The organism is Pseudomonas sp. W4I3 (genome assembly GCF_030816195.1).
Taxonomy (GTDB): Bacteria; Pseudomonadota; Gammaproteobacteria; order Pseudomonadales; family Pseudomonadaceae; genus Aquipseudomonas.
In genome coordinates this window covers 3989023-4010933 of sequence record NZ_JAUSXS010000001.1, presented here as the reverse complement: position 1 = coordinate 4010933, position 21911 = coordinate 3989023, and the positions used below count along the sequence as shown (strand labels likewise).

Here is a 21911-nt window from a genome sequence, read left to right as displayed (position 1 = left end):
ATCGCGGTGTATCAGTTACGAATATAGCGACTGACACACTGCAATCGGGAGCAAGCCCCCTCCCACAGGGTTGAGCGGCTGCCATAAAAATGGGTCAGGCGCTGACCCGCGCCTCACTGGCCAATCGCGCAATCGCCATGTCCAGCTCGTCCAGTGCGGCCATGGCCTTGGCGTCGTCCTGTTTGAGCAGGGTTTCGGCACGTTGGCAGGCCGCGCGCAATTGCGGCACGCCGCAGTAGCGTGTGGCGCCATGCAGGCGGTGGACGCGCTCGATCAGCGCGTGGTTGTCACTGGCTTCACGGGCGAGCGTGATTGCGTGCCGATCGGCTTCCAGCGAGGCCAGCAGCATGGCGAGCATGTCGGCTGCCAGGTCCGCCTTGTTGGCGGCCAGGCGCAGGCCTTCATCATGGTCCAGCACCAGTAACTGCACGCCTGGGCCAAGGCCTTCGGTGACGCGCTCCGGCCCTTGGTTGCGCAGGGCCAGGCCGGTCCATTTCAGCACCACCTGGGCCAGCTGCCGCTCGCTGATGGGTTTGGTCAGGTAATCGTCCATGCCGCTTTGCAGCAGGGCCCGTTTTTCGTTGGCCATGGCATGGGCGGTGAGGGCGACCACCGGCAGCGGCGTGCCATGGCGTTCGCTCTCCCATTGGCGAATCGCTTCGGTACTCTGGCGCCCGTCCATGCCGGGCATTTGCACGTCCATCAGCACCAGGTCGAAGGTTTCCTGCTTCACGGCGTCGATCGCCGCATAGCCGCTTTCCACGGCCTGCACCTTGGCCCCCATGTCTTCAAGCAGGGTTTGCACCAGCAACAGGTTTGCCGGGTTATCGTCCACGCACAGCACACGCGGCGCACGGCTGGACAACGGCTCACCCGGCTCGCTGCGCGAGGGCCGCGGGCTGATCAGATCGGCCAAAGCGCGGCGCAGCTTGCGCGTGCAGGCGGGTTTGGCCTGCAACTGGCTGTTGGGGTTGGGCACCGATTGGTTGAACAGCATTTGTTCGGTGGTCGGGCACAGCACCAGCACCTTGCAGCCCAGGTGTTCGAGGTCCCACAGATGCTGGTTGAGGCGCTCGGGCGGGATGTCGTTGGCGGTGACGCCGAGCACCGCCAAGTCAATTGCCTGTTCGGTCTGATGCGCGCTGGTGATGCCGTTGGTCAGGCTTTCCAGGGTATTGAACGGCGTGACTTCCAGGCCGCAGTCTTCCAATTGGTGCTGCAGGGCCTGGCGCGCCAGCTCGTGGTTTTCCAGCACCGCCACGCGGCGACCCAGCAACGGCGCGCTGGGCAGGTCTTCGACGTCGTCGCGGGTCTTGGGCAGGTTCAGGCTGATCCAGAACTCCGAGCCTTCGCCCGGTGTGCTGTCGACGCCGATCTCGCCACCCATCTGTTCGATCAGGCGCTTGGAAATCACCAGGCCCAAGCCTGTGCCACCTGGCTGGCGCGACAGTGAGTTATCCGCCTGGCTGAAGGCTTGGAACAAGGCGCGCACGTCCTGATTGGACAGGCCGATGCCGGTGTCCTGCACACTGATGCGCAGTTGCACGCTGTCTTCTTGTTCATCCTCGATCATCGCCCGCGCAACGATAGTGCCTTCGCGGGTGAACTTGATCGCGTTGCTGACCAGGTTGGTCAGGATCTGCTTGAGGCGCAGCGGGTCGCCCACCAGGGCCAGCGGCGTGTCGCGGTACACCAGGCTGACCAGTTCGAGCTGTTTGGCGTGGGCGGCGGGGGCGAGGATGGTCAGGGTGTCTTGCAGCAAGTCGCGCAGGTTGAAGGGCACGCTGTCGAGCACCAGTTTGCCGGCCTCGATCTTTGAGAAGTCGAGAATCTCGTTGATGATGCCCAAAAGGTTGTCGGCGGATTTTTCGATGGTGCCCAGGTAGTCCAACTGGCGTGGCGACAGCTCACTTTTTTGCAACAGGTGAGTGAACCCAAGGATGCCGTTGAGCGGCGTGCGGATTTCATGGCTCATGTTGGCCAGAAACTCCGATTTGATCCGGCTGGCTTCCAGGGCTTCCTTGCGAGCCAGGTCCAGCTCGATGTTCTGGATTTCAATGGTTTCCAGGTTCTGGCGCACGTCTTCGGTGGCCTGGTCGATGCTGTGCTGCAATTCTTCCTGGGCATTTTGCAGGGTTTCGGCCATGCGGTTGATGCCCGACGCCAATTGATCCAACTCCTGGCTGCCCAAGGGTGGCAGGCGGGTTTCCAGGTTGCCGTCCTTGAGCTGGGCCACGGCCTGCTTGATCAAGCCGATCGGCGAGTTGATGGTGCGGCTGATGCGCAGCGCCAGTGCCGCCGTGCCGATCAAGCCGATCGCGATCAATATCAGGCTGGCGAACAGGCTGCGATAGCCGCGCAGCAACATGCCGTTGTGGGACAGTTCCACCTCGACCCAGCCCAACAGGCGGTCGGACTCGTCTGGAATGACCTCGCCCGCCAGGTTGCGATGGCGGCCGAATACGGGCATCAGGTAGCGGGTGGCGTCATTGCCGGTACGCTGCAGCAGGTGAGAACTGTTGCCGGTAGGCGGTTGATTGAGCATGGTCGGGCCGGCATGGGCCAGGGACGAGCGGTCCGGCGCCAGGAACGACACCGCGCGCACGTCCGGTTGTTCCAGCGATTGGGTTGCGATGCGTTCCAGCAGATCGGCATTCCTGCTGCTCAGTGCGGGGGCGACCAGCGGCGCCAACTGCTCAGCGATCATTTCACCGCGCTGCAGCAACTGGGTTTGTAGCTCGGAGAGCTGCATCCAGGTGAAATAGCCCCCCAACAACAGGGCCATCAGGCTGGTCGGCAATAAAGTCAGCAACAGTACGCGGCCTTTTATTCCCATTCTTCTAAGCACGCCACTCTCCTGCTACCACATTGATATCAATCACCACGCCGGCATCCGGCCCGCGCCACCTGCGCAGTGTAGCCATTTGCGCCGGCAGGAATCTCGTAAATTAATGACACGTCGCAATCTTCGGGCCATTCGGCGGCGACCGGCGATTGCCTGTAACACTTAATCTTGAATAATCAGTCATTGAGAATGACTTGCAGACGCTAATGAATCCCGCAGCCGTTGGCCTACCCAGTATCCTGACCATCGAAGATGACCCCGTGCTGGGTGCCTACGTCCATGAGCACCTGGGCCGCTGTGGCTTTGAGGTCACCTGGTGCCAGAATGGCCAGCAAGGCCTGCAACTGGCCCGCGACCGGGCGTTCGACCTGGTGCTGATGGACGTTCTGCTGCCAGGGCTGGACGGGCTGTCGATCCTTACGCACTTGCGCCAGAGCCATGCCATGCCCGTGATCCTGATGTCGGCCCTGGGCGCCGAAGCCGACCGTATCAGCGGCTTTCGCTTGGGCGCGGACGATTATCTGCCCAAGCCGTTCAGCATGATTGAGCTGCGCGTGCGCATCGAAGCCATTCTGCGCCGGGTGGCCCTGGATCGCCGCCCCCAGCCAAGCCTTGCGCCCTTGCGCGATGATGCGCATGTCCTGGATTTTGACGATGAGCGATGCGATGTCGTCTACCAGGCGAACTGGGCCGGCCTGACGCGCAGTGAATACCGTCTACTGGAAACCTTGAACCGCAATGCTGAAGAAGTGCTCAGCAAAGCCTTCCTTTATCAGCACGTGCTGCAGCGTGGTTATGCCCCACACGATCGCAGTCTGGACATGCACGTGAGCCAGATTCGCCGCAAACTCAAGGCCGTCGGCTACACCGAGCGCGAGGTGCGCACGGTATGGGGCAAGGGCTATGTGCTGAGCGGTCACGATGAAGGGCTCTGAGCGGTTGCCGGGCCGGCACTCGCTGTTCTGGAAGCTGGCGTGCCTGCTGATCGCCTTTTGTTTGCTGATGATCTGGCTCAGTTGGTCCTGGGGTCGGTACATGGAGCAGCAAAGTGCCTACCTCTCCGAAGAGGCCCGCGATACGCTTCGCGGCTATGCGGCGGGGGCCGAGCTGGCCTGGAGCACTCAGGGCAGCGCCGGGGTGGATGCCTGGCTTGAGCACATGGCCGACCGTGAAACCACGTGGCTGGGTGTGATCGGCAATGACCTGCAATCCCTTGGCAGCGCACCGTTGAGCGACAAGGAAAGCCAGCGGCTGACTTTTCTGCGCGGTTTGGATTGGCCGGTGAGCCGCCATACCAAAGGCCTGCCCTGGTTGAAGATCGCCTTTCCCGTAGACCCCGATGCGGGTTCACTGGTGATCGAGTTGCCCAAGCGCTTCATGCCGGGGCGTTATCAACTGTTCTGGCGGGTTATCACCAACGGCGTGATTCCCGGGCTATTTACCTTATTGCTGTGTATCGGCCTGTATCGACTGCTGATCATGCCCCTCAATCAGTTGCGCGAGCAGGCCAATGCGTGGCGTGCCGATCAATTGAATACGCGGATGTCCCGCGACGCGACCAGTCGCCAGGATGAATTGGGTGAACTGGGACGTGCCTTTGACCACATGTCCGAACGCTTGCAGGGCACCGTGCAGTTGCAACAACAACTGCTGCGGGACATGTCCCATGAGTTGCGCACGCCCTTGAGCCGCCTGCGGGTGGCGTGTGACAGCGAACAGGATCTGGCGCGTTTGCGTGAACGCCTGAGCCGCGAAATCGACTCCATGCAGCGCCTGGTGGAAGACAGCCTACAGCTGGCTTGGCTGGACAGCGACAGGGCGCCGTTGCCCCAGGAGGCCATTCAACTGCCGGCGTTGTGGGACATGCTGCGCGAAAACGCGTGTTTTGAAAGCGATTGGCCGGCCTCGCGCTTGCCCTGCTTATTGCCGACCGAGTGCTGGGTACGCGGTAATCTCAATGCACTCGCCCAGGCCCTGGAAAATATTCTGCGCAACGCGATACGCCATTCTCCGGATCAGGGAAGGGTGACGTTGGACGGCGCGCGCGAGGGCGATCACTGGCATGTCTGGCTGGAGGATCAGGGGGGAGGCATTGATGAGGCCGACCTGGAACGGATCTTCGCGCCCTTCATCCGGTTGGACGGTTCACGACCCGGTGATGGCGGCTTCGGCCTGGGCTTGAGTATTGCGCGCAACGCTGTCCAGCGTCAGGGCGGTGGTCTATGGGCAGAGAATAGCGGGCAGGGCCTGCGCGTGCATCTGCGGTTGCCTGCCCGTTAGCCATCAGCGCCGGCGCAGTTTGCGTTTCTTCCACTGGTGCGCGACCCACCAACGCCAATATCCCATGGTCAGGCAATAGGCCAATGCGCCCAGCACCAATCCACATACCACCGAGCCCAGCAGGAACGGCTGCCACATCGTGCTCAACTCGCCACTGATCCATTCCCAGGTGAGGTTGTCGGGCAGGCTGCGGGGCGGCACATTCATCAACCAGGCACCGGTCATATAGGTGCAGAAAAACACCACCGGCATCGTGATCGGGTTGGTCAGCCAGACCAGGCTGACGGCAATCGGCATGTTGCCGCGCACCACGATCGCCAGGACCGCAGCGAGCAACATTTGCAAGGGAATGGGGATAAACGCGGCAAACAAACCCACGGCCATGGCGCGGGCCACCGAGTGTCGGTTGAGGTGCCAGAGGTTCGGGTCATGCAGCAGGGTGCCAAGAAACTGTAATGACTTATGTTCCCTGATACTGCTGGGGTCGGGCATGTACCGTTTGAATAAGCGCCGGGGCATAAGGGGTCCAGGTCAGTTCGAGGGGCAAGTATGCGCGCATTCTATAAACAGAAAATTCAGACTTTGTGACAAAACATCAAAGGCGCCGCCGGGAACCCGCGACTAAGACTCAATGGATCACTGAAAGGAATGCTCCATGAGAACAGGGATGTTCGCGCTTGCGCTGGGATTGCTGACCCTGCGTTTTCTACCGGCATTGCCGCCCACCGGATGGCTGTTGGCCATGCTCGTGTTGGCATTGATGTTATTGCCGTTTCGTACCTACCCGCTGGCGTTTTTCCTGCTGGGTTTGAGTTGGGCCTGCATCAGCGCGCAGTGGGCACTGGATGATCGATTGCGACCGGCGCTGGACGGCGAGACGCGCTGGTTGGAGGCGCGGGTGGTCGGTCTGCCCCAGCAGACGGACACGGGCGTACGCTTTGAACTGGCCGACAGTCGGTCGCGCAAGGCCAGGCTACCCAAGCGCATCCGTGTGTCCTGGCACGGCGGGCCGGCGGTGCGCAGTGGGGAACGCTGGCGCCTGGCTGTCACCCTCAAAAGGCCGTCCGGCCTGCTCAATTTCCACGGTTTCGACTACGAGGCCTGGCTGCTGGCGCAGCGCATGGGTGCCACGGGCTCGGTGAAAGACGGTGAACGCCTCGCACCGGCCCGCAACGCCTGGCGCGACGGCCTGCGCCAACGCCTGCTGGCTACCGATGCGCACGGCCGTGAAGCCGCAGTGGCGGCGCTGGTGCTGGGGGATGGCTCGGGGCTGGGGGCACAGGAGTGGCAGGTGCTGCAAGACACCGGCACCGTGCACCTGTTGGTCATTTCCGGCCAACACATCGGCTTGCTGGCCGGGCTGATCTATGGGCTGGTGGCTGGGTTGGCGCGTTATGGCTGTTGGCCGCAAACCCTGCCATGGCTGCCTTGGGCGTGTGGCATGGCTTTCGTAGCCGCCTTGAGTTATGGCCTGCTGGCGGGTTTCGGCGTGCCCGTGCAGCGGGCCTGCGTGATGGTTGGTCTGGTGTTGCTATGGCGGCTGCGCTTTCAGCATCTGGGCGCCTGGTGGCCGTTGTTGCTGGCGTTCAACGGCGTACTGCTGCTTGAGCCGCTGGCCAGTCTGCAGCCGGGGTTCTGGTTGTCGTTTGCGGCGGTTGCGATCCTGCTCCTCACGTTCGGCGGACGGTTGGGGCCATGGAGCGTCTGGCAGGCATGGACGCGTCCGCAGTGGCTGATAGCCATAGGCCTGTTTCCATTGTTGCTGGTGCTGGGGCTACCCATCAGCCTTACCGCGCCAGTGGCCAACTTGTTCGCCGTGCCGTGGATCAGCCTGGTGGTACTGCCGTTGGCGCTGCTGGGCGCGGCGCTGCTGTGGGTGCCGGTGGTCGGTGACGGCTTGATTTGGTTGGCCGGCGGAGCGCTGGAGGCCTGGTTCAAGGTCCTGGCGCTGCTGGGCGGGCACTTGCCGGCCTGGACTCCGGCCGAAGTGCCGCTGGCTTGTTGGCTGGTCAGTCTGGCGGGCGCGGTGCTCTTGCTGCTGCCCAAGGGCGTGCCGTTTCGTTTGCTGGGCTGGCCCATGCTGTTGCTGGCGGTATTTCCACCCAGGGAACCGATACCCCATGGGCAGATGACCGTGGTGCAGCTGGATGTCGGCCAGGGGCAGGCATTGATCCTGCGCACCCGCAATCATGCCCTGCTTTACGACGCCGGGCCTCGTTCGGGGTCGGTGGATCTGGGCGCGCGCGTGGTCTTGCCGTCGTTGAAAAAGTTCGGCATAGAGCGGCTGGACATGATGCTGCTGAGCCATGCCGATGCGGATCATGCCGGTGGCGCGGCAGCTATCGCCCGTGGGGTGCCCATCACGCGTGTGGTCGGCGGCGAAACCGAGGGGTTGCCGGCTTTTCTGAAGACTGAGCCTTGTATCAGCGGTGAGCGGTGGGAGTGGGATGGCGTGTCGTTCGTCTTATGGCAGTGGGTTGATGCCATCAGTGGTAATTCCAAATCCTGTGTGTTGCAGGTGGTGGCGGGCGGCGAACGGCTGCTGCTCACGGGCGATATCGACCGTGCAGCAGAGCGCGCATTGTTGGATACGTCATTGGCGGTGCCAACCGATTGGCTGCAAGCGCCCCACCATGGTAGCCGCAGCTCGTCATCCAAACCCTTTGTTCAGCGGCTTGCGCCTAAGTCAGTACTGATTTCCAGAGGCCGGGGCAACGCCTTCGGTCATCCCCATTCGCAAGTGCTGGAGCGCTATCAGGCCCTGGGCAGCCGGATACATGACAGCGCCGAACAAGGTGCTGTGCGTGTTCAGTTAGGGGCGTTCGAACCCGCCGTTGTTGCGCGCAGTCAACGCCGGTTCTGGCGCGAACCGTTACCGTAATCCGGCGTTACCAAACACGGCGCGCCGCGACAGTCCGGTCTGCGGCCGACGAACCCCGCTGCCGAACCTATATGGTAAAGTGGCGCACTTTTTCGAGGGGGCATTCACTGTGTGGGAATTGGTCAAATCCGGCGGCTGGATGATGTTGCCGATCATCATGAGTTCCATTGCCGCACTCGGCATCGTCGCCGAACGCCTGTGGACCCTGCGCGCCAGTCGCGTTACCCCCGAGCACTTGCTGGGTCAAGTGTGGGGCTGGATCAAGAACAAGCAGCTCGACAAGCAAAAGCTCAAGGAGCTGCGCGCCAATTCGCCGCTGGGTGAAATCCTCGCCGCGGGCCTTGCCAACTCCAAGCATGGTCGCGAGATCATGAAAGAGTGCATCGAGGAAGCCGCTGCACGGGTGATCCATGAGTTGGAGCGCTACATCAACGCCCTCGGCACCATTGCCGCGATGGCGCCGCTGCTCGGTTTGCTGGGCACGGTGCTGGGCATGATCGACATCTTCAGCTCGTTCATGGGCTCGGGCATGACCACCAACGCCGCCGTGCTGGCCGGTGGTATTTCCAAGGCACTGATCACCACCGCTGCGGGCCTGATGGTAGGTATCCCTTCGGTGTTCTTCCACCGGTTCCTGCAACGGCGCATCGATGAACTGGTGGTCGGCATGGAACAGGAAGCCATCAAGCTGGTGGAAGTGGTGCAGGGCGACCGTGATGTGGACCTGGTCGAGGGCAAAGCGTGAAATTTCGCCGCAAGCAACGGGAAAATGTCGATATCAACCTCGCGTCACTGATTGACGTGGTGTTTATCCTGCTGCTGTTCTTTGTCGTCACCACCACCTTCACCCGCGAAACCCAGCTGCGCGTCGACTTGCCCGAAGCCGTGAGCGGCTCGCCTGCTGAAGACCAGCAGGTCAAGCAATTGGACATCGCCATCAGCGCCGATGGGGTGTTTTCGGTGAATAACCAGTTGCTGGAGAAAAACGACCTGGCCAGCCTGATGGAGGCCCTGCAGAAGGAGTCCGGCGGCGACACCAGCATGCCACTGTCGATCAGTGCCGACGGCAAGACCCAGCATCAGGCTGTGATCATCGCGATGGACGCTGCCGGCAAGCTCGGTTTCAGCCATCTGCGCATGACCACTGTCGAGGCGGCGAGCCCACCCTGATGGCCATGTCCGATCGCTTGCTCAAGGCCTGGTACGAGGGCCACCCGGCGCTCCTGCTGTTACGGCCGTTGGAGTCTTTGTATCGCCGAGTGGTGCAGCGCAAGCGTGCGCGCTTCCTGGCGGGTGAGGGCGCTATCTACCAGTCACCGGTGCCCGTTGTGGTGGTGGGGAATATCACGGTAGGCGGCACTGGCAAGACGCCGATGATCCTCTGGATGATCGAGCACTGTCGGCGCAGAGGGTTGCGCGTAGGCGTGGTCAGCCGTGGGTATGGCGCCAAGCCGCCACAGTTGCCATGGCGGGTCGAGGCCAACCACAGTGCCGAAGTGGCCGGCGACGAGCCTTTGCTGATCGTGCAGCGCTGCGGTGTGCCGTTGATGATCGACCCGGATCGCAGCCGGGCGGTGCAAGCGCTGTTGGCCAGCGAAACCCTGGACCTCATCCTTTCCGACGACGGCCTGCAACACTACCGACTGGCCCGCGATCTCGAACTGGTATTGATCGATGCCGCCCGTGGCCTGGGCAATCGCCGTTGCCTGCCGGCAGGGCCCTTGCGTGAGCCGGTGGAGCGCCTGCAGAGTATCGATGCGCTGCTCTACAACGGTGCCGCCTCGGACCGGGAAGACGGCTTTGCTTTTCGCCTGCAGCCTTCGGCGCTGGTCAACCTGCACAGCGGCGAGCGGCAGCCGGTCAGCTACTTTGCGCCAGGCCAACCGGTGCACGCGGTGGCCGGTATCGGTAATCCGCAACGTTTCTTCAATACCCTTGAAACGCTACACTGGCAGCCGATTCCTCATGCGTTCGCCGACCACGCGCCCTACAGTGCCGAGGTGTTGAGTTTCACACCGCCATTGCCGCTGGTCATGACCGAAAAAGACGCGGTGAAGTGCCGCGCCTTCGCCCGGCCCGACTGGTGGTACCTTGCGGTGGATGCGCTACCGTCGCCAGCCTTTGTCGCCTGGTTCGACACGCAGCTGATGCGCCTGCTGCCCAACCGTCTTTTGCCTTGAACCGCTTATCTCCAGGAAATACCCATGGATACCAAATTGCTCGACATCCTCGCTTGCCCGATCTGCAAAGGCCCGCTCAAGCTCAGCGCCGACAAAACCGAGCTGATCAGCAAAGGTGCCGGCCTGGCTTACCCCATTCGTGACGGCATCCCGGTGATGCTGGAAAGCGAAGCCCGCACCCTGACGACCGACGAGCGCCTGGATAAATGACTACCGCCTTCACCGTGGTGATTCCCTCGCGCTATGCGTCGACCCGCTTGCCGGGCAAGCCGCTGCAAATGATCGGCGCCAAGCCGATGATCCAGCTGGTATGGGAGCAGGCCTGCAAAAGCAGTGCTGAACGCGTGGTGGTGGCGACCGACGATCCGCGCATCATCGAAGCCTGCAAAGGGTTCGGCGCCGAGGCGGTGCTGACCCGCGAAGACCATAATTCCGGCACCGATCGCCTGGCTGAAGTGGCGACGCAACTGGGCCTTGCGCCCGAGGCCATCGTGGTGAACGTGCAAGGCGACGAGCCGTTGATCCCGCCAAGCGTCATCGACCAGGTCGCCGCCAATCTGGCGGCCCATGGCGAAGCACGCATGGCGACCCTGGCCGAACCGATCGAAGACTGCGAAACCTTGTTCAACCCGAACGTGGTGAAAGTCGTCAGCGATATCAACGGCCTGGCCCTGACGTTCAGCCGTTCGACGCTGCCCTGGGCACGGGATGCCTTTGCCAGCAACCCCGGCGTACTTCCGCAAGGCGTGCCGTACCGCCGCCACATCGGCATCTACGCCTATCGCGCCGGTTTCCTGCATGACTTCGTCAGCTGGGGCCCGTGCTGGCTGGAAAACACCGAGTCGTTGGAGCAACTGCGGGCCCTGTGGCACGGCGTGCGTATCCACGTGGGTGATGCGCTGGAAGCGCCGCCTGCAGGCGTCGACACCCAGGAAGACCTCGAGCGCGTTCGTCGCCTGCTGGGGGCTTGATGGAGGTCCTGTTTGTCTGCCTGGGCAATATCTGCCGCTCGCCCACTGCCGAAGGCGTCTTGCGCCATAAGCTGCGCGACGCCGGTTTGGCCGGTCAGGTTGAAGTGGCATCAGCAGGCACTGGCGAATGGCATGTCGGCAACCCACCGGATCAGCGCAGCCAACGTGCGGCACTGGCGCGAGGTTATGACTTGTCATCCCAGCGTGCCCAACAGGTCTCCCGCGCCGACTTTGCGCGCTATGACCTGATCCTGGCCATGGACCACAGCAACCTGCGCAACCTCAAGGCCATGCAGCCAACACAGGGCAAGGCGCAGCTGGATTTGTTCCTGCACCGCTTCGAGGGCGAAGTGGAAGAAGTGCCAGATCCTTATTATGAAGGCGACCAGGGTTTTGAGCGGGTCCTGGACCTGATCGAGCGTGCCTGTGATTTATTGGTGATCGAATTGAAGGGGCGGTTATGACCTTGCAAGTACAGGCGCAGGTATCGCTCAAGCCGTTCAACAGCTTTGGCATCGAGGTGCGCGCCCAACTGTTTGCCGAGGCCCGCAGTGATGCCGATGTGCAGCAAGCCCTGGCCTACGCCGAGGCGCACCGTGTGCCGCTGCTGGTGATCGGCGGCGGCAGCAACCTGCTGCTGACCCAGGACGTGCCGGCCCTGGTGTTGCGCATGGCGACCCAGGGTATTCGCGTGCTGCACGACGACGGCGTGCACGTAGTGGTCGAAGCCGAAGCGGGCGAAGCCTGGCATCCCTTTGTATTGTGGACCCTTGAACAGGGTTTTTGCGGCCTGGAAAACCTCAGCCTCATCCCCGGCACGGTGGGTGCGGCGCCCATGCAAAACATCGGCGCGTACGGCGTTGAAATCAAGGACGTGTTTGCCGGCCTCACGGCACTGGATCGCCAGAGCGGTGAACTGCGGGACTTCAGCCTGCAGGAATGCAGGTTTGCCTACCGCGACAGTCTGTTCAAACATGAAGTCGGGCGTTGGGTGATCCTGCGGGTCCGCTTTGCCCTGAGCCGCGCCAGCCACCTGAAACTCGACTACGGCCCGGTGCAGCAGCGCCTGGCCGGGCAGGGGATTACCGACGCCACGCCGGCGGATGTGAGCCGGGCGATTTGCAGCATTCGCCGCGAAAAATTGCCGGACCCGGCAGAGCTGGGCAATGCCGGCAGTTTCTTCAAAAACCCTCTCGTGCCCCAAGCCTTGGCTGTTGAGCTGAAAAGCCAGTACCCGGATTTGGTGGCCTACCCTCAGGCAGACGGGCAGGCCAAACTCGCCGCCGGTTGGCTGATCGACAAGGCGGGATGGAAGGGCTTTCGCGAAGGCGATGCTGGCGTGCATAAAATGCAAGCGCTGGTGCTGGTCAACTATGGCACGGCCACCGGCCGTGACATTGCCAACCTGGCGCTGCGTATCCAGCAGGATATCGCCGAGCGCTTCGGGGTAGTGCTTGAGATGGAACCCAACCAGTACTGATCCGTCCCTGCGCCGCAGAAATGAAAATGCCCCGTATCTCGCGATACGGGGCATTTTTTTACGACCTTAACAAATCAGTCGTCACGGCTCATGATGCCGAAGATCTGCAACAGGCTGATAAACAGGTTGTAGATCGACACATACAGGCTGATGGTGGCCATGATGTAGTTACGCTCACCACCGTGGATGATGGCGCTGGTCTGGAACAGGATGCACACCGAGGAGAACAGCACGAAACCTGCGCTGATCGCCAGTTGCAGGCCGCTGATCTGGAAGAACATGCCGGCTACCACAGCTGCCAGCAACACGAAGAAGCCAGCGGTAATGAAGCCGCCCAGGAAGCTCATGTCCTTGCGGCTGATCAGCACGTACGCCGACAGGCCACCAAACACCAACGCGGTCATGGCAAATGCCGAGCTGACCACTTCCGCGCCGCCGGCCATGCCGAGGTAACGGTTGAGGATCGGGCCGAGGATAAAGCCCATGAAGCCGGTCAAGGCAAACGCCGACACCAGGCCCCAGGCCGAGTCGCGCAGCTTGTTGGTCAGGAAGAACAGACCATAGAAGCCGATCAACACGACAAAGATATTCGGGTAACCGACGCGCATCTGCTGGGCCACGTAAGCCATCACGCCGCTGAATGCGAGGGTAAGGGCGAGCAGGCCGTACGTGTTGCGCAAGACGCGGCTGACTTCAAGCTGCTCAGCCTGCGCGTTGCCATTCACTGCGTAATTCTGTTCGCGCATGGCGACACTCCTTCAGTTTTGAAACGTTCAGTCGCAAAGATCATAACAGACGCTCTGTAACAAGCTATGCAGAGAGTTTGACAGTGTGTTTCATTCGGGTATTATGGCGCCCGCTGAGACGGGATGAGCTATGATAATCCTGTGACGCACAAGGGAAATTGGCAGAGTGGTTGAATGCACCGGTCTTGAAAACCGGCGAACGTTAATAGCGTTCCCAGGGTTCGAATCCCTGGTTTCCCGCCAAGATTTACACAAAAGCCCCGCGATTGCGGGGCTTTTGCGCTTCTGGGGTAGCGAGATGAAGCCAACATTAAGAATCCTTCCTGCCTGGGCTGCGCCGGCAGTCCGGTTGAAGAGGCCTCGTAGACTCTACGAAGTGATACGTGCGCGTGATACTAACGGGCCAGGTGATTGGTAAAGCCCAGCTCAATCAAGTGCTTCCAAGCAGCCTCGACTTTTTTTGGTAACTCTTCTTCGATCTGAAATCCCTTGTTTGGATACAGCATAATGCGCTGTATATCACCCACCATTTCATCGATTAATCCAAGCACCCCGACCTGATTGGAAGTCTGTTCAGGGAAACAGTAGCTCGGAGCATCAACCCATGCATCAAGGCCCGGCCACTGGATAGGTAACGTCAGCTTTACTCGGCGGATTGAGTTGGGCTTGGTAAGAAACGTAGCACTTTGTATTTGTGGAAACATTTCTTTGGTGAAAGCGATGTTTTCAGCAAAGTTAGTTGCTCGTTTTTCCAGGCTGAATTGCTCCTGTAGCACTCCGAGATCCAGCGCGCGCTGAGCGAAAACCTCGGCTTCCGTCTTGTCCCATAAATGTCTCGTCCAATTGCCCGTATTGCCTGTGAACACCAGGTGTCCAGCGACGCCCTTGCGAAGCAATTCACACGCGTAATCGCAGACGCGAAGATCGTACGACCCACAGACTACTAGCAAATCACAGGTGTCATGCTGACGCCCTTCAGATAAGTACTCCCAAAGAATAGCGGCATATTTCAGTGTGGATGTCATTAAGAAGGTGATCTCCTGGAACTATGGCTACCGAGAACCAAGCCGTTTTCAGTAAGCCGAGAGGTTGGTGTCGAGCTTTCTATCGTGGGCAGAGCGTTAAAATCGGCGTACACCGATTTGGCGCCGTGGTTGCGCAGCGAAACGTCGTGACCAATACCGAGGCAAATTGCGCCGCTGCTAACCGCCGACTGGACACCGCTTACGGAGTCTTCGAAGACAAGGCACTCATTGATGGGGTTGTTCAGTTTTCGAGCCGCTAGCTGATAGCAGTCAGGGGCGGGCTTTCCACTGCTGACATCTTCGCGTGAGACAATACATTCAAAGGCAGTTTCCAGCCTATGATGATTGAGCACATAGGCGATACGAGCGGGCCAGCTACTGGTTACCAGCGCCAACGGCACTGATCGTTCCCGCAAGTGTGAAATTAGCGTTGCCACCCCAGGCACCAACGAACAGACTGCCACCTCTTCGGCCGCATCTACTTGTTCTTTGATAATGCGACGGGTTGGTTGATCAAAGCTGGGGAATAGAGCGTCAAGCGTATACTCCCCTGGTCGACCATGGATATGCTCATGGATAAAATCCTGGCTAATTTCAACGCCATATTTGCGCGCCACGCTGCTCCAGGCATGTTCAATAACGTCGCGTGACTGGATAAGGACGCCGTCCATATCAAAACAGACCGCCGTAAACGTGTGTATCGTCATGCTTGGAGTTCCGCATTTTTTGGTAAGCAATTAAGGCCAGTAGCGCGCCGAGTAAGGCGATGGTGGCCATTACATAAAAAGACCCATTGGGTATTTTCTGGTAAAGATAGCCGGAAAAAGGCGTGGCTATCCCCATGGGTACCGCGACTGCGAAAGAATAATAGAATCCCTGAGTTAAAGTCTGTATGTCCTGCGGAGCGTGGTCGCGGATAAAGCGCATAATCGCCGTGTGATAAGCAGCAAAACTCAGAGCGTGCATGCATTGCCCTATGATGATGAGTGATAGGGCGTCGCTGTTAGAGAAAAACGCCCAGCGAAGCGATGCACATAAGCTGGACAAAACGACAATGGATAAAGGAGAGAAGAACTTTAAAATTTTATTTGAGAACGCAAAGTAGGTGATCTCAGCAATCACAGCAATTGACCAAAATAATCCAATGGTGGTCGATGAATGACCTTTAAGTCCCCAGTTTATTGAGGCTGTAGCAAAATATAAGGTGTGGCTTAACTGAATAATGCTTGCAGACGCAATTGCCAATAGCAGCGTTTTGTTTTCGAATAGCCGCCGCCAGTCTGGTTTTTTAGCGCGCTGAGTATTATCAGAGGCGCTTACATTCGGGACCTGATGTCTTAACCATAAACAACTCAGCGCCGTAAAAATCATGCTTGCTGCAACGCTGACAGGCACCCACGAGAGCCCATAAACAGTAAAAAAAACACCGCCAAGTGTTGACGTTAAAATAAAGGCTGAAGAGCCAACTGCTCTTACCCAGCCATAATTTTGAATGGATTGCTTATCGCGTTTAAGCAGATACGACTCCGACAGCGGCAGTACGACCATCCACAGTCCGCCGAACGAGATGCTTAACGCGATAAAAGTGAACAGGGAAGCGGGTAGAAAATAAAACAGTAACGTGCTGACTGCTGCTGAAAAACTGAGCAGTGCGGCCAGGTAAATTTGATCGATGCGCCAGTCCGCGGCATAGGTAATCAATACCCCGGTTACAATCTGAGGCCAATACGCTGCCGCGATCAGCAAACCGATCTGACTGGCGCTAAACCCGAGCGTGTCTAGCCAGGTTGGCCAGAAGGGATAAATAATGCCCTCGGCTGCAAAGAAACCAAAAAATATAAGGTACATCGGGTCACCACATAAACACCGTTGAACACCCATTCTGGGAAAAAAGGGGCTTGAAAAGCCCCTAGGCATGTCGGTTTTACTCAAAGCGCTGCAAGGCAAAACTGTTCTTGTTTTTACGCCAGATGATTAACGACTCACTCATGACTACCAAATCGACCATGCCTTCTTTAAGGGCAGCCAAGGCATCCTGTGAAGTGCATACAATCGGCTCTTCATGACGATTGAAAGACGTATTTATCAACGCGGACTGCCCTGTTCGAACGTGCCAGGCATTGAGAAGCTTATGCATGAATCCATCTGCCTCAGGACGAATTACCTGCGGTCTGGCAGTACCGTCAACATGCACAACGGCGGGGCTGGCCTCGATAAATTGCGGATGGCAATCATAGGTCATCGTCATGGTGTCTGCGGCAACATGCTCTTCGGTCCAGCCGACATAGCATTCTGCGGCCTGTTCGACAGCGGTCACGGGGCCAAATGGCATGAACTCGGTCCGGTGCATACGCTTATTGAGCCAGTCGTTCACATCTGCATCTTTGGCATGGTAAACAATGCTTCTGTTGCATAGCGACCTCGGACCAAATTCCATTTTTCCTTTAAACATTCCCAGAACCTGGTTTTCCATTAAGGCGTCTACGAGCGTCTCAATGATGTTAGTGGGGTTGTGATAGCCCAATTCAGGGTAGTCGCGATTTATGAGGTTTATGTTTTGCGAAACGCTACGTGCCGCTGGGCCCAGCGTCATTGCCGGGTTTTTGAATCGAGTGCCATTTTCCAGGTAAGCGGTACCCACTGCAGCGGCCAGTGCCAGACCGCCGTCTCCCATGCAGGGCAGCACATAGACGTTATTCACGTTGGGGATTTCTCGTAAACGCTGGTTAAGCTTTACGTTGCCGAATACACCACCCGCTAAGCATAGATTACGACTGCCTAGTCTGTCTAAATGGTAAGTTACGACTGTAACAAGCATGTCTTCAACGTGGCGTTGAACGGCGGCTGCGATATCTTCCGGTTTTTCATTTGCTAGTAAAGATTGCAGCGTGTCGCTGTAACCATTATACGAAGGTAGGAAAAGATCCCCGCATTTGGCCCTGATGCGTCCGCCCTCGACATCAATCATTTGCTGCATGACGGGCAGCAATTTTTCAGGGTCGCCGAAGGCAGCCAAGCCTGTGATCTTGCCTTCGTGACGGTTAGGTTTGTAACCCATCAGATGGGTGATACGCCCGTAGAAGTACCCCAAACTGTCGATGCTTGTTTCACGCTGTAATATCGTGGTTTCGTTGGGTGTGTAATGTGTCAGCGTCAGCGATTGGAAATCACCTCGCCCATCACATGTTAGGGTTAAAGCTTCATCGAAGGGGGAGCATACATAAGCACCCAATGCGTGACATTCATGGTGATCTATGTAGTAGGCAGACAACGCATGGTCTGAAATAAACTTATCGAACTCAGCTCTTTTTTCTTTATCGTTGGATATTTCGTCAACAATGCGTTGTCGAAAAAGTGGTAGCCCATCAGGGTTGTTTTTTACTTCATCTACAATGCGGTCAAAATATAAAGGTAAATGCTTTTCAGCGGTGAAGCCTGCGTTCCAACCATAGGCTACGTAGTCTACGTCCTCCAAGCTCATACCGCCCTCAGCCAGTACAAACGAAATAGATTGCGCAGGCCAGACTTTGTCATCTTTGATACGGGTGAAACGTTCTTCGCTCACCGCAGAGAGAATGTGGTCGTCGCGGACAAGGCAGGCACCTGATAAATCATTGTTAGTAATTCCTAAAATAATCATAACAACTCCATGTCTTTACAATTCAGTGATTATCAGAGATCACTGCATCAGCACCGCCCATCATTCTGTCCTCAGAATATTCCCTGGCGTCCAGTGAGCCGTTTAATAGCGCCCAAGTGGGCGATCCTGCCCTCTGACACAGGCAGCGTAGCAGTAGGTTGTGACACCTATATGAAAACTTTCATGAAAAAAGGAACAAACGGTACGCCAAACTATGCCATCTACTATGTGTTTACGCATTGTGAGACCGATAGGCTGAAGCCCGATAAGCAAAGGCTTGTCCCCCAATTCCACCGCAAATCCATAAGTATTAACGGCATCATATTAATTAATCTAATGCCCGCTCCTGGTGGCGCTGTTCAGTTAGCCTGCCGTCAAGTGATGTAAGGGTTCTAAAAAATACGGCCCCTGCGCGCCTTGTTCAGTGTCAGTCAAAGCGCCCGGCAACTTTGAATTTTTCGGTAGCTTCGATCAGCGTGCTCAAGATGCCAGGCTCCGAAGGTGAATGGCCAGCGTCCGGCACTAGTTTCAGCACCGACCCTGGCCATGCTTTATGTAAGCGATAAGCGGAGTTGGGCGTTGCAATCATATCGTGGCCACCCTGAACGAGGGTGCAGGGTAGATGGCGGATCGCCGCGATGTCGCGAATCAGTTGATCTTCTTCGAGGAATAAATGATTGAGAAAATACCAGGCATCCAGTGTCGCCATGCCGATGCTGGTCTCGTCGTCCGCCGCCTGCTCCTCAACGCCTTCCGGGTCATGGCGCAGCAACGAGCAACTCGCCGAGTAGCGTATCCAGCCGCGAATGGCCTCCATGCGGATCGACTCGTCTTCACCGGTCATGCGGTTCAGGTAGGCCTGCAGCAGGTCGGCGCGTTCGGCTTCGGGAATGAGGTTGACGAAGTCCTCATGCGCCCTGGGGAAGAATCGCCGCATGCCGTGGATGAACCAGTCGATCTCATCACGTGTGCCAAGGAACACGCCGCGCAGGATAAAACCCAGGCAGCGCTGCGGGTGCGCTTCGCCATAGGCCAGCGCCAGGGTCGTTCCCCATGACCCGGCGGTGACCAACCAGCGCTCGATGCCCAAGTGTTGACGCAGCGTTTCGATATCGCCCACCAGCGCTTGGGTCGTGTTGTTGCGCCGCGCCGCGAGCGGCGTCGAGCGCAGGGCGCCGCGCTGGTCAAAGAGCACGATTCGGTAATGATCGGGGTCCCAGAATTGTCGCGAGCTCGGTGGCGCGCCCTCGCCAGGGCCGCCATGCAGGTAAACCACCGGCACGCCCTCGGGGTTGCCGCTTTCTTCCCAGTACAAGGTATGCAGTTCATCCACGGGCAGCATGCCGCTGCGCCTTGGGTTTTCGATGGGAGGGAACTGGCTGTAGGTGATCTGGCGGGGTGCGTCCATGGCGCTGCTCCTGAGCGGGTTTTCAAAATGGATCGTCCAGTTTCGAAACGGGCCCCCAGCCCTTGGTTCACAGGCGCGACGAGCAGGGCAGACGAACGGAACATGAGGCGTAAACCGCCGTTTATCGTTCCAAAAAACCTTTGCTGATCCACACCAGTCATTACTAGCAAGGCTTATGCGGAGGGAAGACTGATGGCGGGGGCGCGGGATGAATACGAGGAGCTTTTAGATCAACCGGAGTCGGCTTCGACCGATGCCGGGCAGGTGGACTTCGACTGTCTAGTGATCGGGGCAGGCTTTCACCGGCGTGTATTGGGGGTGCTTCAAACAGGGCGCAGGTCGCGGAACCTGCGGGGGTTTTTCAATGGATGTTTTCCGTGTCGAATCCGAGGACGGCGGCTGGGTGCTGTACAAGGCCCACGGCTATAAACCGGTGATGCGCGCCGACTGCCAGTCTGACTTGATCCAGCATGTCCAGGTGATTACGGGCGGGAAGGGCGCGGTTATTCGGTTCTGGGCGCAAGCGGGCGTGCGAGAACTTCGAGTGGGCGGAGTCGGTGTAGACGATGCATGGGGACTTTAGGTCGCCGGCCAGGACCCTGACCAGGCGTGGGGCAAAACGCAACGCTTCGCTATCGTGCGCATTCTTTCGTCCGCTCGTCGAGGCACCCGCACGTTCTCTCTACACCGCACCTCTCATACCTGTGCGCAACCCTGCGCTACAGAGAGGAGGTAGTTATGGTCGATGATAATAATGGTCCGGCAGCGCCATACCCAGGACCCAAAAAAGAAGTCCCTGATGCCGGTGAAGGTCATGACTCAGGTCTTGACCAAACCAAATCCGAGCCCAAGCAGGGAACGGGCGAACAACCGGTAGACTGGAACCCGCCGCCGGGCAACCCTGGGTCTGATCAGGATGCTCAAACGGAACGCGAGAACAGTGGTTCGAAGTAAATGACAAAGGGGTGCAAAGACCGTCAACAACCCGGCCACAGCGCCGGGTTGTTTATTGCCCGAGTTTCATCTGTGGCTAGGGAAGTGCTTGGCAAGGCCTAGCTATTTACCCAGGTTTTGATTCATCAAGTTGGCTTAATAACAGCTGCTGTTAGATGCATAAAGGCCCTGACTATAAAAGATAAATGGATCAGTAAAAGATCCGTTGGTGGCACATTTCGTAGGTCCATTAAATCGCGATCTATCCCAAGCCCAAGGATCCCTTGGCAGCGCGCGTAGAAAGCCTTCCCTTTGCCGCTGAGGATGCCAGGAAGTTTGCCCAGGCGATGACGCTGCCAGGTAATTGAAACTTCTGCCGCCACGCGGCGCTCTCCTGTGCATCAACCAACTGGAGGTCAGACATGAATTGCTATCTGTGCGGGCTTGAAGCGAAGCAGTCCGATGAGGGGCAGAGTACTAAGCTCGTTGACTGCTCCGACTGCGGTACTTACAGAATCTCGAGTCTGGTACTGAAGGAATTGGAGACCAGGAACTTCGAGTTTTCGAAAATGCGGGATGACTTGCACCGCCAGCGGCAGTTCAATGCCACGTCCGTGGCAGAAATTAATACAGAAACGGCGATCTGGTCTTGAATGTCGCGGTCAAGTGAGCCGATGCTAGAATCTGCGCGCTAATCCTGAGCGAATACAGGTGCGCGCAGGCGCTGTAGGCGTCAACCTCACCAGATCGGGCCAATGGTGCATTATGTTTCTGAGTCTTGAAGTGCGCAGCTACGAGCGCGAAAACCACAACCACCACCATGACCACACTCAATTGGTGCTGCCGATCCGCGGCCGCATGGAAATCGACGTAGGCGGCCGCAGTGGCTGCATCGATCAGTCAGTGGCTGCGCTGGTGGCGCCTGGCGCGGTGCATTCGCAGCACACGAACGCCGATAGCCGCTTTCTGGTTCTGGACTGCGCGCCGACAACCTTGGAAACGCTGCACATCGAGCGTCTTGCTCAGCAGATATATGTCCCCATTCCTCTGGCGACGCGTCGGCTGATCGAGTTTGCTGAGTTGGTAGGCAACGCACAATTGTCCATCACGGCCTCGCAGCTGGGCCCATTGCTTTTGTCATCCCTTAGCCCGGATGTCCCGCGTTTTTGCGACCCGTTCGAGCAGTTGATTGCTCGTCTGCGGGCAAATCCGGGAGCGAACTGGAGCAACGACGTCATGGCTCAAGTCGCAAACATGAGCATGAGCCAACTGCACCAGCGTTTTCGCCAGGCGTTCGACATGAGCCCGCAAGCCTGGTTGACCGATGTGCGCATCCAGGAAGCTCAGCGATGGCTGCGCGCAACCTCATTGCCGATCTGCGAAATCGCCTTGCGCGCCGGTTTTTCCGACCAGGCCTCGCTGACCCGAGCCATGCAACGGGTAAGCGCCACAAGCCCGGCGGTTTATCGTAAAGCGCAAAAACAGTCTGGGTAAAAAATCCCGCGTTTACCGACAATAATTC

General features: G+C 58.5%; 22 protein-coding genes and 1 tRNA gene. 14 read left to right on the top strand and 9 right to left on the bottom strand.

The window, feature by feature from the left end:
* Positions 1 to 94: 94 nt before the first annotated feature.
* A complete protein-coding gene (locus tag QF045_RS18125) occupies positions 95 to 2848 on the bottom strand; it encodes a response regulator (RefSeq protein ID WP_306493433.1) in 2754 nt (917 codons plus the stop codon).
* 203 nt (positions 2849 to 3051) lie between these two features.
* Between QF045_RS18125 and QF045_RS18120 the strand changes: the two genes are divergently transcribed.
* Both QF045_RS18120 and QF045_RS18115 read left to right on the top strand, forming a co-directional pair.
* Positions 3052 to 3780 carry a response regulator transcription factor gene (locus QF045_RS18120; protein WP_306493432.1) on the top strand — a complete coding sequence of 243 codons (729 nt, stop codon included), beginning with the start codon at positions 3052 to 3054 and terminating at the stop codon, positions 3778 to 3780.
* Entirely contained in the window at positions 3767 to 5125 is a 1359-nt protein-coding gene (locus QF045_RS18115) for a sensor histidine kinase (RefSeq protein ID WP_306493431.1), read from the top strand. The genes QF045_RS18120 and QF045_RS18115 overlap by 14 nt, the downstream gene beginning before the upstream one ends.
* A 3-nt stretch (positions 5126 to 5128) precedes the next feature.
* Here the strand turns inward: QF045_RS18115 and QF045_RS18110 are convergent, their stop codons facing one another.
* Positions 5129 to 5644 carry a DUF2062 domain-containing protein gene (locus tag QF045_RS18110; protein ID WP_306493430.1) on the bottom strand — a complete coding sequence of 172 codons (516 nt, stop codon included), beginning with the start codon at positions 5642 to 5644 and terminating at the stop codon, positions 5129 to 5131.
* Positions 5645 to 5780: 136 nt separating this feature from the next.
* On the opposite strand from QF045_RS18110, the gene QF045_RS18105 reads away from it, so the two are divergent.
* The 8 genes from QF045_RS18105 to murB all read left to right on the top strand — a co-directional run bounded on the left by QF045_RS18105 (position 5781) and on the right by murB (position 12637).
* On the top strand, positions 5781 to 8006 hold the full coding sequence (locus QF045_RS18105; protein WP_306493429.1) for a DNA internalization-related competence protein ComEC/Rec2: 2226 nt from the start codon (positions 5781 to 5783) through the stop codon (positions 8004 to 8006).
* A gap of 109 nt (positions 8007 to 8115) precedes the next feature.
* The gene (locus QF045_RS18100; RefSeq protein ID WP_122676958.1) at positions 8116 to 8751 is read left to right on the top strand and encodes a MotA/TolQ/ExbB proton channel family protein; all 636 of its coding nucleotides are present in this window, start codon (positions 8116 to 8118) and stop codon (positions 8749 to 8751) included.
* Positions 8748 to 9176: a biopolymer transporter ExbD gene (locus QF045_RS18095; protein ID WP_306493428.1), complete on the top strand. Its 429-nt coding sequence runs from the start codon at positions 8748 to 8750 to the stop codon at positions 9174 to 9176. Before QF045_RS18100 ends, QF045_RS18095 begins: the two co-directional genes overlap by 4 nt.
* Positions 9176 to 10186 (top strand): tetraacyldisaccharide 4'-kinase, encoded by a 1011-nt coding sequence (lpxK, locus tag QF045_RS18090; protein WP_306493427.1) that lies wholly within the window; start codon positions 9176 to 9178, stop codon positions 10184 to 10186. The genes QF045_RS18095 and lpxK overlap by 1 nt, the downstream gene beginning before the upstream one ends.
* A 24-nt stretch (positions 10187 to 10210) precedes the next feature.
* The gene (locus QF045_RS18085) at positions 10211 to 10396 is read left to right on the top strand and encodes a Trm112 family protein (protein ID WP_003174668.1); all 186 of its coding nucleotides are present in this window, start codon (positions 10211 to 10213) and stop codon (positions 10394 to 10396) included.
* Positions 10393 to 11157, top strand: a complete 765-nt coding sequence (kdsB, locus tag QF045_RS18080) for a 3-deoxy-manno-octulosonate cytidylyltransferase (protein WP_306493426.1) — start codon at positions 10393 to 10395, stop codon at positions 11155 to 11157. The genes QF045_RS18085 and kdsB overlap by 4 nt, the downstream gene beginning before the upstream one ends.
* Entirely contained in the window at positions 11157 to 11621 is a 465-nt protein-coding gene (locus QF045_RS18075; protein ID WP_306493424.1) for a low molecular weight protein-tyrosine-phosphatase, read from the top strand. The genes kdsB and QF045_RS18075 overlap by 1 nt, the downstream gene beginning before the upstream one ends.
* Positions 11618 to 12637 carry a UDP-N-acetylmuramate dehydrogenase gene (gene murB / locus QF045_RS18070; protein ID WP_306493423.1) on the top strand — a complete coding sequence of 340 codons (1020 nt, stop codon included), beginning with the start codon at positions 11618 to 11620 and terminating at the stop codon, positions 12635 to 12637. The genes QF045_RS18075 and murB overlap by 4 nt, the downstream gene beginning before the upstream one ends.
* Positions 12638 to 12711: 74 nt before the next feature.
* Here the strand turns inward: murB and QF045_RS18065 are convergent, their stop codons facing one another.
* A complete protein-coding gene (locus QF045_RS18065) occupies positions 12712 to 13383 on the bottom strand; it encodes a Bax inhibitor-1/YccA family protein (protein WP_053256786.1) in 672 nt (223 codons plus the stop codon).
* Positions 13384 to 13535: 152 nt separating this feature from the next.
* Between QF045_RS18065 and QF045_RS18060 the strand changes: the two genes are divergently transcribed.
* Positions 13536 to 13626 (top strand) — tRNA-Ser (locus tag QF045_RS18060).
* Between the two features lie 152 nt (positions 13627 to 13778).
* On the opposite strand, the gene QF045_RS18055 is transcribed toward QF045_RS18060, so the two are convergent.
* The 5 genes from QF045_RS18055 to pip all read right to left on the bottom strand — a co-directional run bounded on the left by QF045_RS18055 (position 13779) and on the right by pip (position 19456).
* Positions 13779 to 14408 (bottom strand): YdcF family protein, encoded by a 630-nt coding sequence (locus QF045_RS18055; RefSeq protein ID WP_306493422.1) that lies wholly within the window; start codon positions 14406 to 14408, stop codon positions 13779 to 13781.
* On the bottom strand, positions 14408 to 15115 hold the full coding sequence (locus tag QF045_RS18050) for an HAD family phosphatase (RefSeq protein ID WP_306493421.1): 708 nt from the start codon (positions 15113 to 15115) through the stop codon (positions 14408 to 14410). The genes QF045_RS18055 and QF045_RS18050 overlap by 1 nt, the downstream gene beginning before the upstream one ends.
* Entirely contained in the window at positions 15081 to 16256 is a 1176-nt protein-coding gene (locus tag QF045_RS18045) for an MFS transporter (RefSeq protein ID WP_306493420.1), read from the bottom strand. Before QF045_RS18045 ends, QF045_RS18050 begins: the two co-directional genes overlap by 35 nt.
* A gap of 76 nt (positions 16257 to 16332) precedes the next feature.
* Positions 16333 to 18048, bottom strand: coding sequence for a carbamoyltransferase C-terminal domain-containing protein (locus QF045_RS18040; protein ID WP_306493419.1), 1716 nt, complete (start codon positions 18046 to 18048; stop codon positions 16333 to 16335).
* Positions 18049 to 18475: 427 nt separating this feature from the next.
* Positions 18476 to 19456: a prolyl aminopeptidase gene (gene pip / locus QF045_RS18035; RefSeq protein ID WP_306493418.1), complete on the bottom strand. Its 981-nt coding sequence runs from the start codon at positions 19454 to 19456 to the stop codon at positions 18476 to 18478.
* Between the two features lie 364 nt (positions 19457 to 19820).
* On the opposite strand from pip, the gene QF045_RS18030 reads away from it, so the two are divergent.
* Positions 19821 to 20039 (top strand): hypothetical protein, encoded by a 219-nt coding sequence (locus tag QF045_RS18030; RefSeq protein ID WP_306493417.1) that lies wholly within the window; start codon positions 19821 to 19823, stop codon positions 20037 to 20039.
* 155 nt (positions 20040 to 20194) lie between these two features.
* Positions 20195 to 20410, top strand: a complete 216-nt coding sequence (locus QF045_RS18025; RefSeq protein WP_306493416.1) for a hypothetical protein — start codon at positions 20195 to 20197, stop codon at positions 20408 to 20410.
* A 125-nt stretch (positions 20411 to 20535) separates the two neighbouring features.
* Here the strand turns inward: QF045_RS18025 and QF045_RS18020 are convergent, their stop codons facing one another.
* Positions 20536 to 20772: a hypothetical protein gene (locus tag QF045_RS18020; protein WP_306493415.1), complete on the bottom strand. Its 237-nt coding sequence runs from the start codon at positions 20770 to 20772 to the stop codon at positions 20536 to 20538.
* Between the two features lie 382 nt (positions 20773 to 21154).
* Here QF045_RS18020 and QF045_RS18015 point away from each other — a divergent pair, with 382 nt between their 5' ends.
* Positions 21155 to 21883 (top strand): AraC family transcriptional regulator, encoded by a 729-nt coding sequence (locus QF045_RS18015; protein WP_306493414.1) that lies wholly within the window; start codon positions 21155 to 21157, stop codon positions 21881 to 21883.
* Positions 21884 to 21911: the final 28 nt, after the last annotated feature.

Excerpts from the sequence above, each read along its gene's own strand:
- QF045_RS18120 (WP_306493432.1), top strand. The coding sequence starts at position 3,052 with ATGAATCCCGCAGCCGTTGGCCTACCCAGTATCCTGACCATCGAAGAT.
- QF045_RS18115 (WP_306493431.1), top strand. The coding sequence starts at position 3,767 with ATGAAGGGCTCTGAGCGGTTGCCGGGCCGGCACTCGCTGTTCTGGAAG.
- QF045_RS18110 (WP_306493430.1), bottom strand. The coding sequence starts at position 5,644 with ATGCCCCGGCGCTTATTCAAACGGTACATGCCCGACCCCAGCAGTATC.
- QF045_RS18105 (WP_306493429.1), top strand. The coding sequence starts at position 5,781 with ATGAGAACAGGGATGTTCGCGCTTGCGCTGGGATTGCTGACCCTGCGT.
- lpxK (WP_306493427.1), top strand. The coding sequence starts at position 9,176 with ATGGCCATGTCCGATCGCTTGCTCAAGGCCTGGTACGAGGGCCACCCG.
- QF045_RS18085 (WP_003174668.1), top strand. The coding sequence starts at position 10,211 with ATGGATACCAAATTGCTCGACATCCTCGCTTGCCCGATCTGCAAAGGC.
- kdsB (WP_306493426.1), top strand. The coding sequence starts at position 10,393 with ATGACTACCGCCTTCACCGTGGTGATTCCCTCGCGCTATGCGTCGACC.
- QF045_RS18075 (WP_306493424.1), top strand. The coding sequence starts at position 11,157 with ATGGAGGTCCTGTTTGTCTGCCTGGGCAATATCTGCCGCTCGCCCACT.
- murB (WP_306493423.1), top strand. The coding sequence starts at position 11,618 with ATGACCTTGCAAGTACAGGCGCAGGTATCGCTCAAGCCGTTCAACAGC.
- QF045_RS18065 (WP_053256786.1), bottom strand. The coding sequence starts at position 13,383 with ATGCGCGAACAGAATTACGCAGTGAATGGCAACGCGCAGGCTGAGCAG.
- QF045_RS18055 (WP_306493422.1), bottom strand. The coding sequence starts at position 14,408 with ATGACATCCACACTGAAATATGCCGCTATTCTTTGGGAGTACTTATCT.
- QF045_RS18050 (WP_306493421.1), bottom strand. The coding sequence starts at position 15,115 with ATGACGATACACACGTTTACGGCGGTCTGTTTTGATATGGACGGCGTC.
- QF045_RS18045 (WP_306493420.1), bottom strand. The coding sequence starts at position 16,256 with ATGTACCTTATATTTTTTGGTTTCTTTGCAGCCGAGGGCATTATTTAT.
- QF045_RS18040 (WP_306493419.1), bottom strand. The coding sequence starts at position 18,048 with ATGATTATTTTAGGAATTACTAACAATGATTTATCAGGTGCCTGCCTT.
- pip (WP_306493418.1), bottom strand. The coding sequence starts at position 19,456 with ATGGACGCACCCCGCCAGATCACCTACAGCCAGTTCCCTCCCATCGAA.
- QF045_RS18030 (WP_306493417.1), top strand. The coding sequence starts at position 19,821 with ATGGATGTTTTCCGTGTCGAATCCGAGGACGGCGGCTGGGTGCTGTAC.
- QF045_RS18025 (WP_306493416.1), top strand. The coding sequence starts at position 20,195 with ATGGTCGATGATAATAATGGTCCGGCAGCGCCATACCCAGGACCCAAA.
- QF045_RS18015 (WP_306493414.1), top strand. The coding sequence starts at position 21,155 with ATGTTTCTGAGTCTTGAAGTGCGCAGCTACGAGCGCGAAAACCACAAC.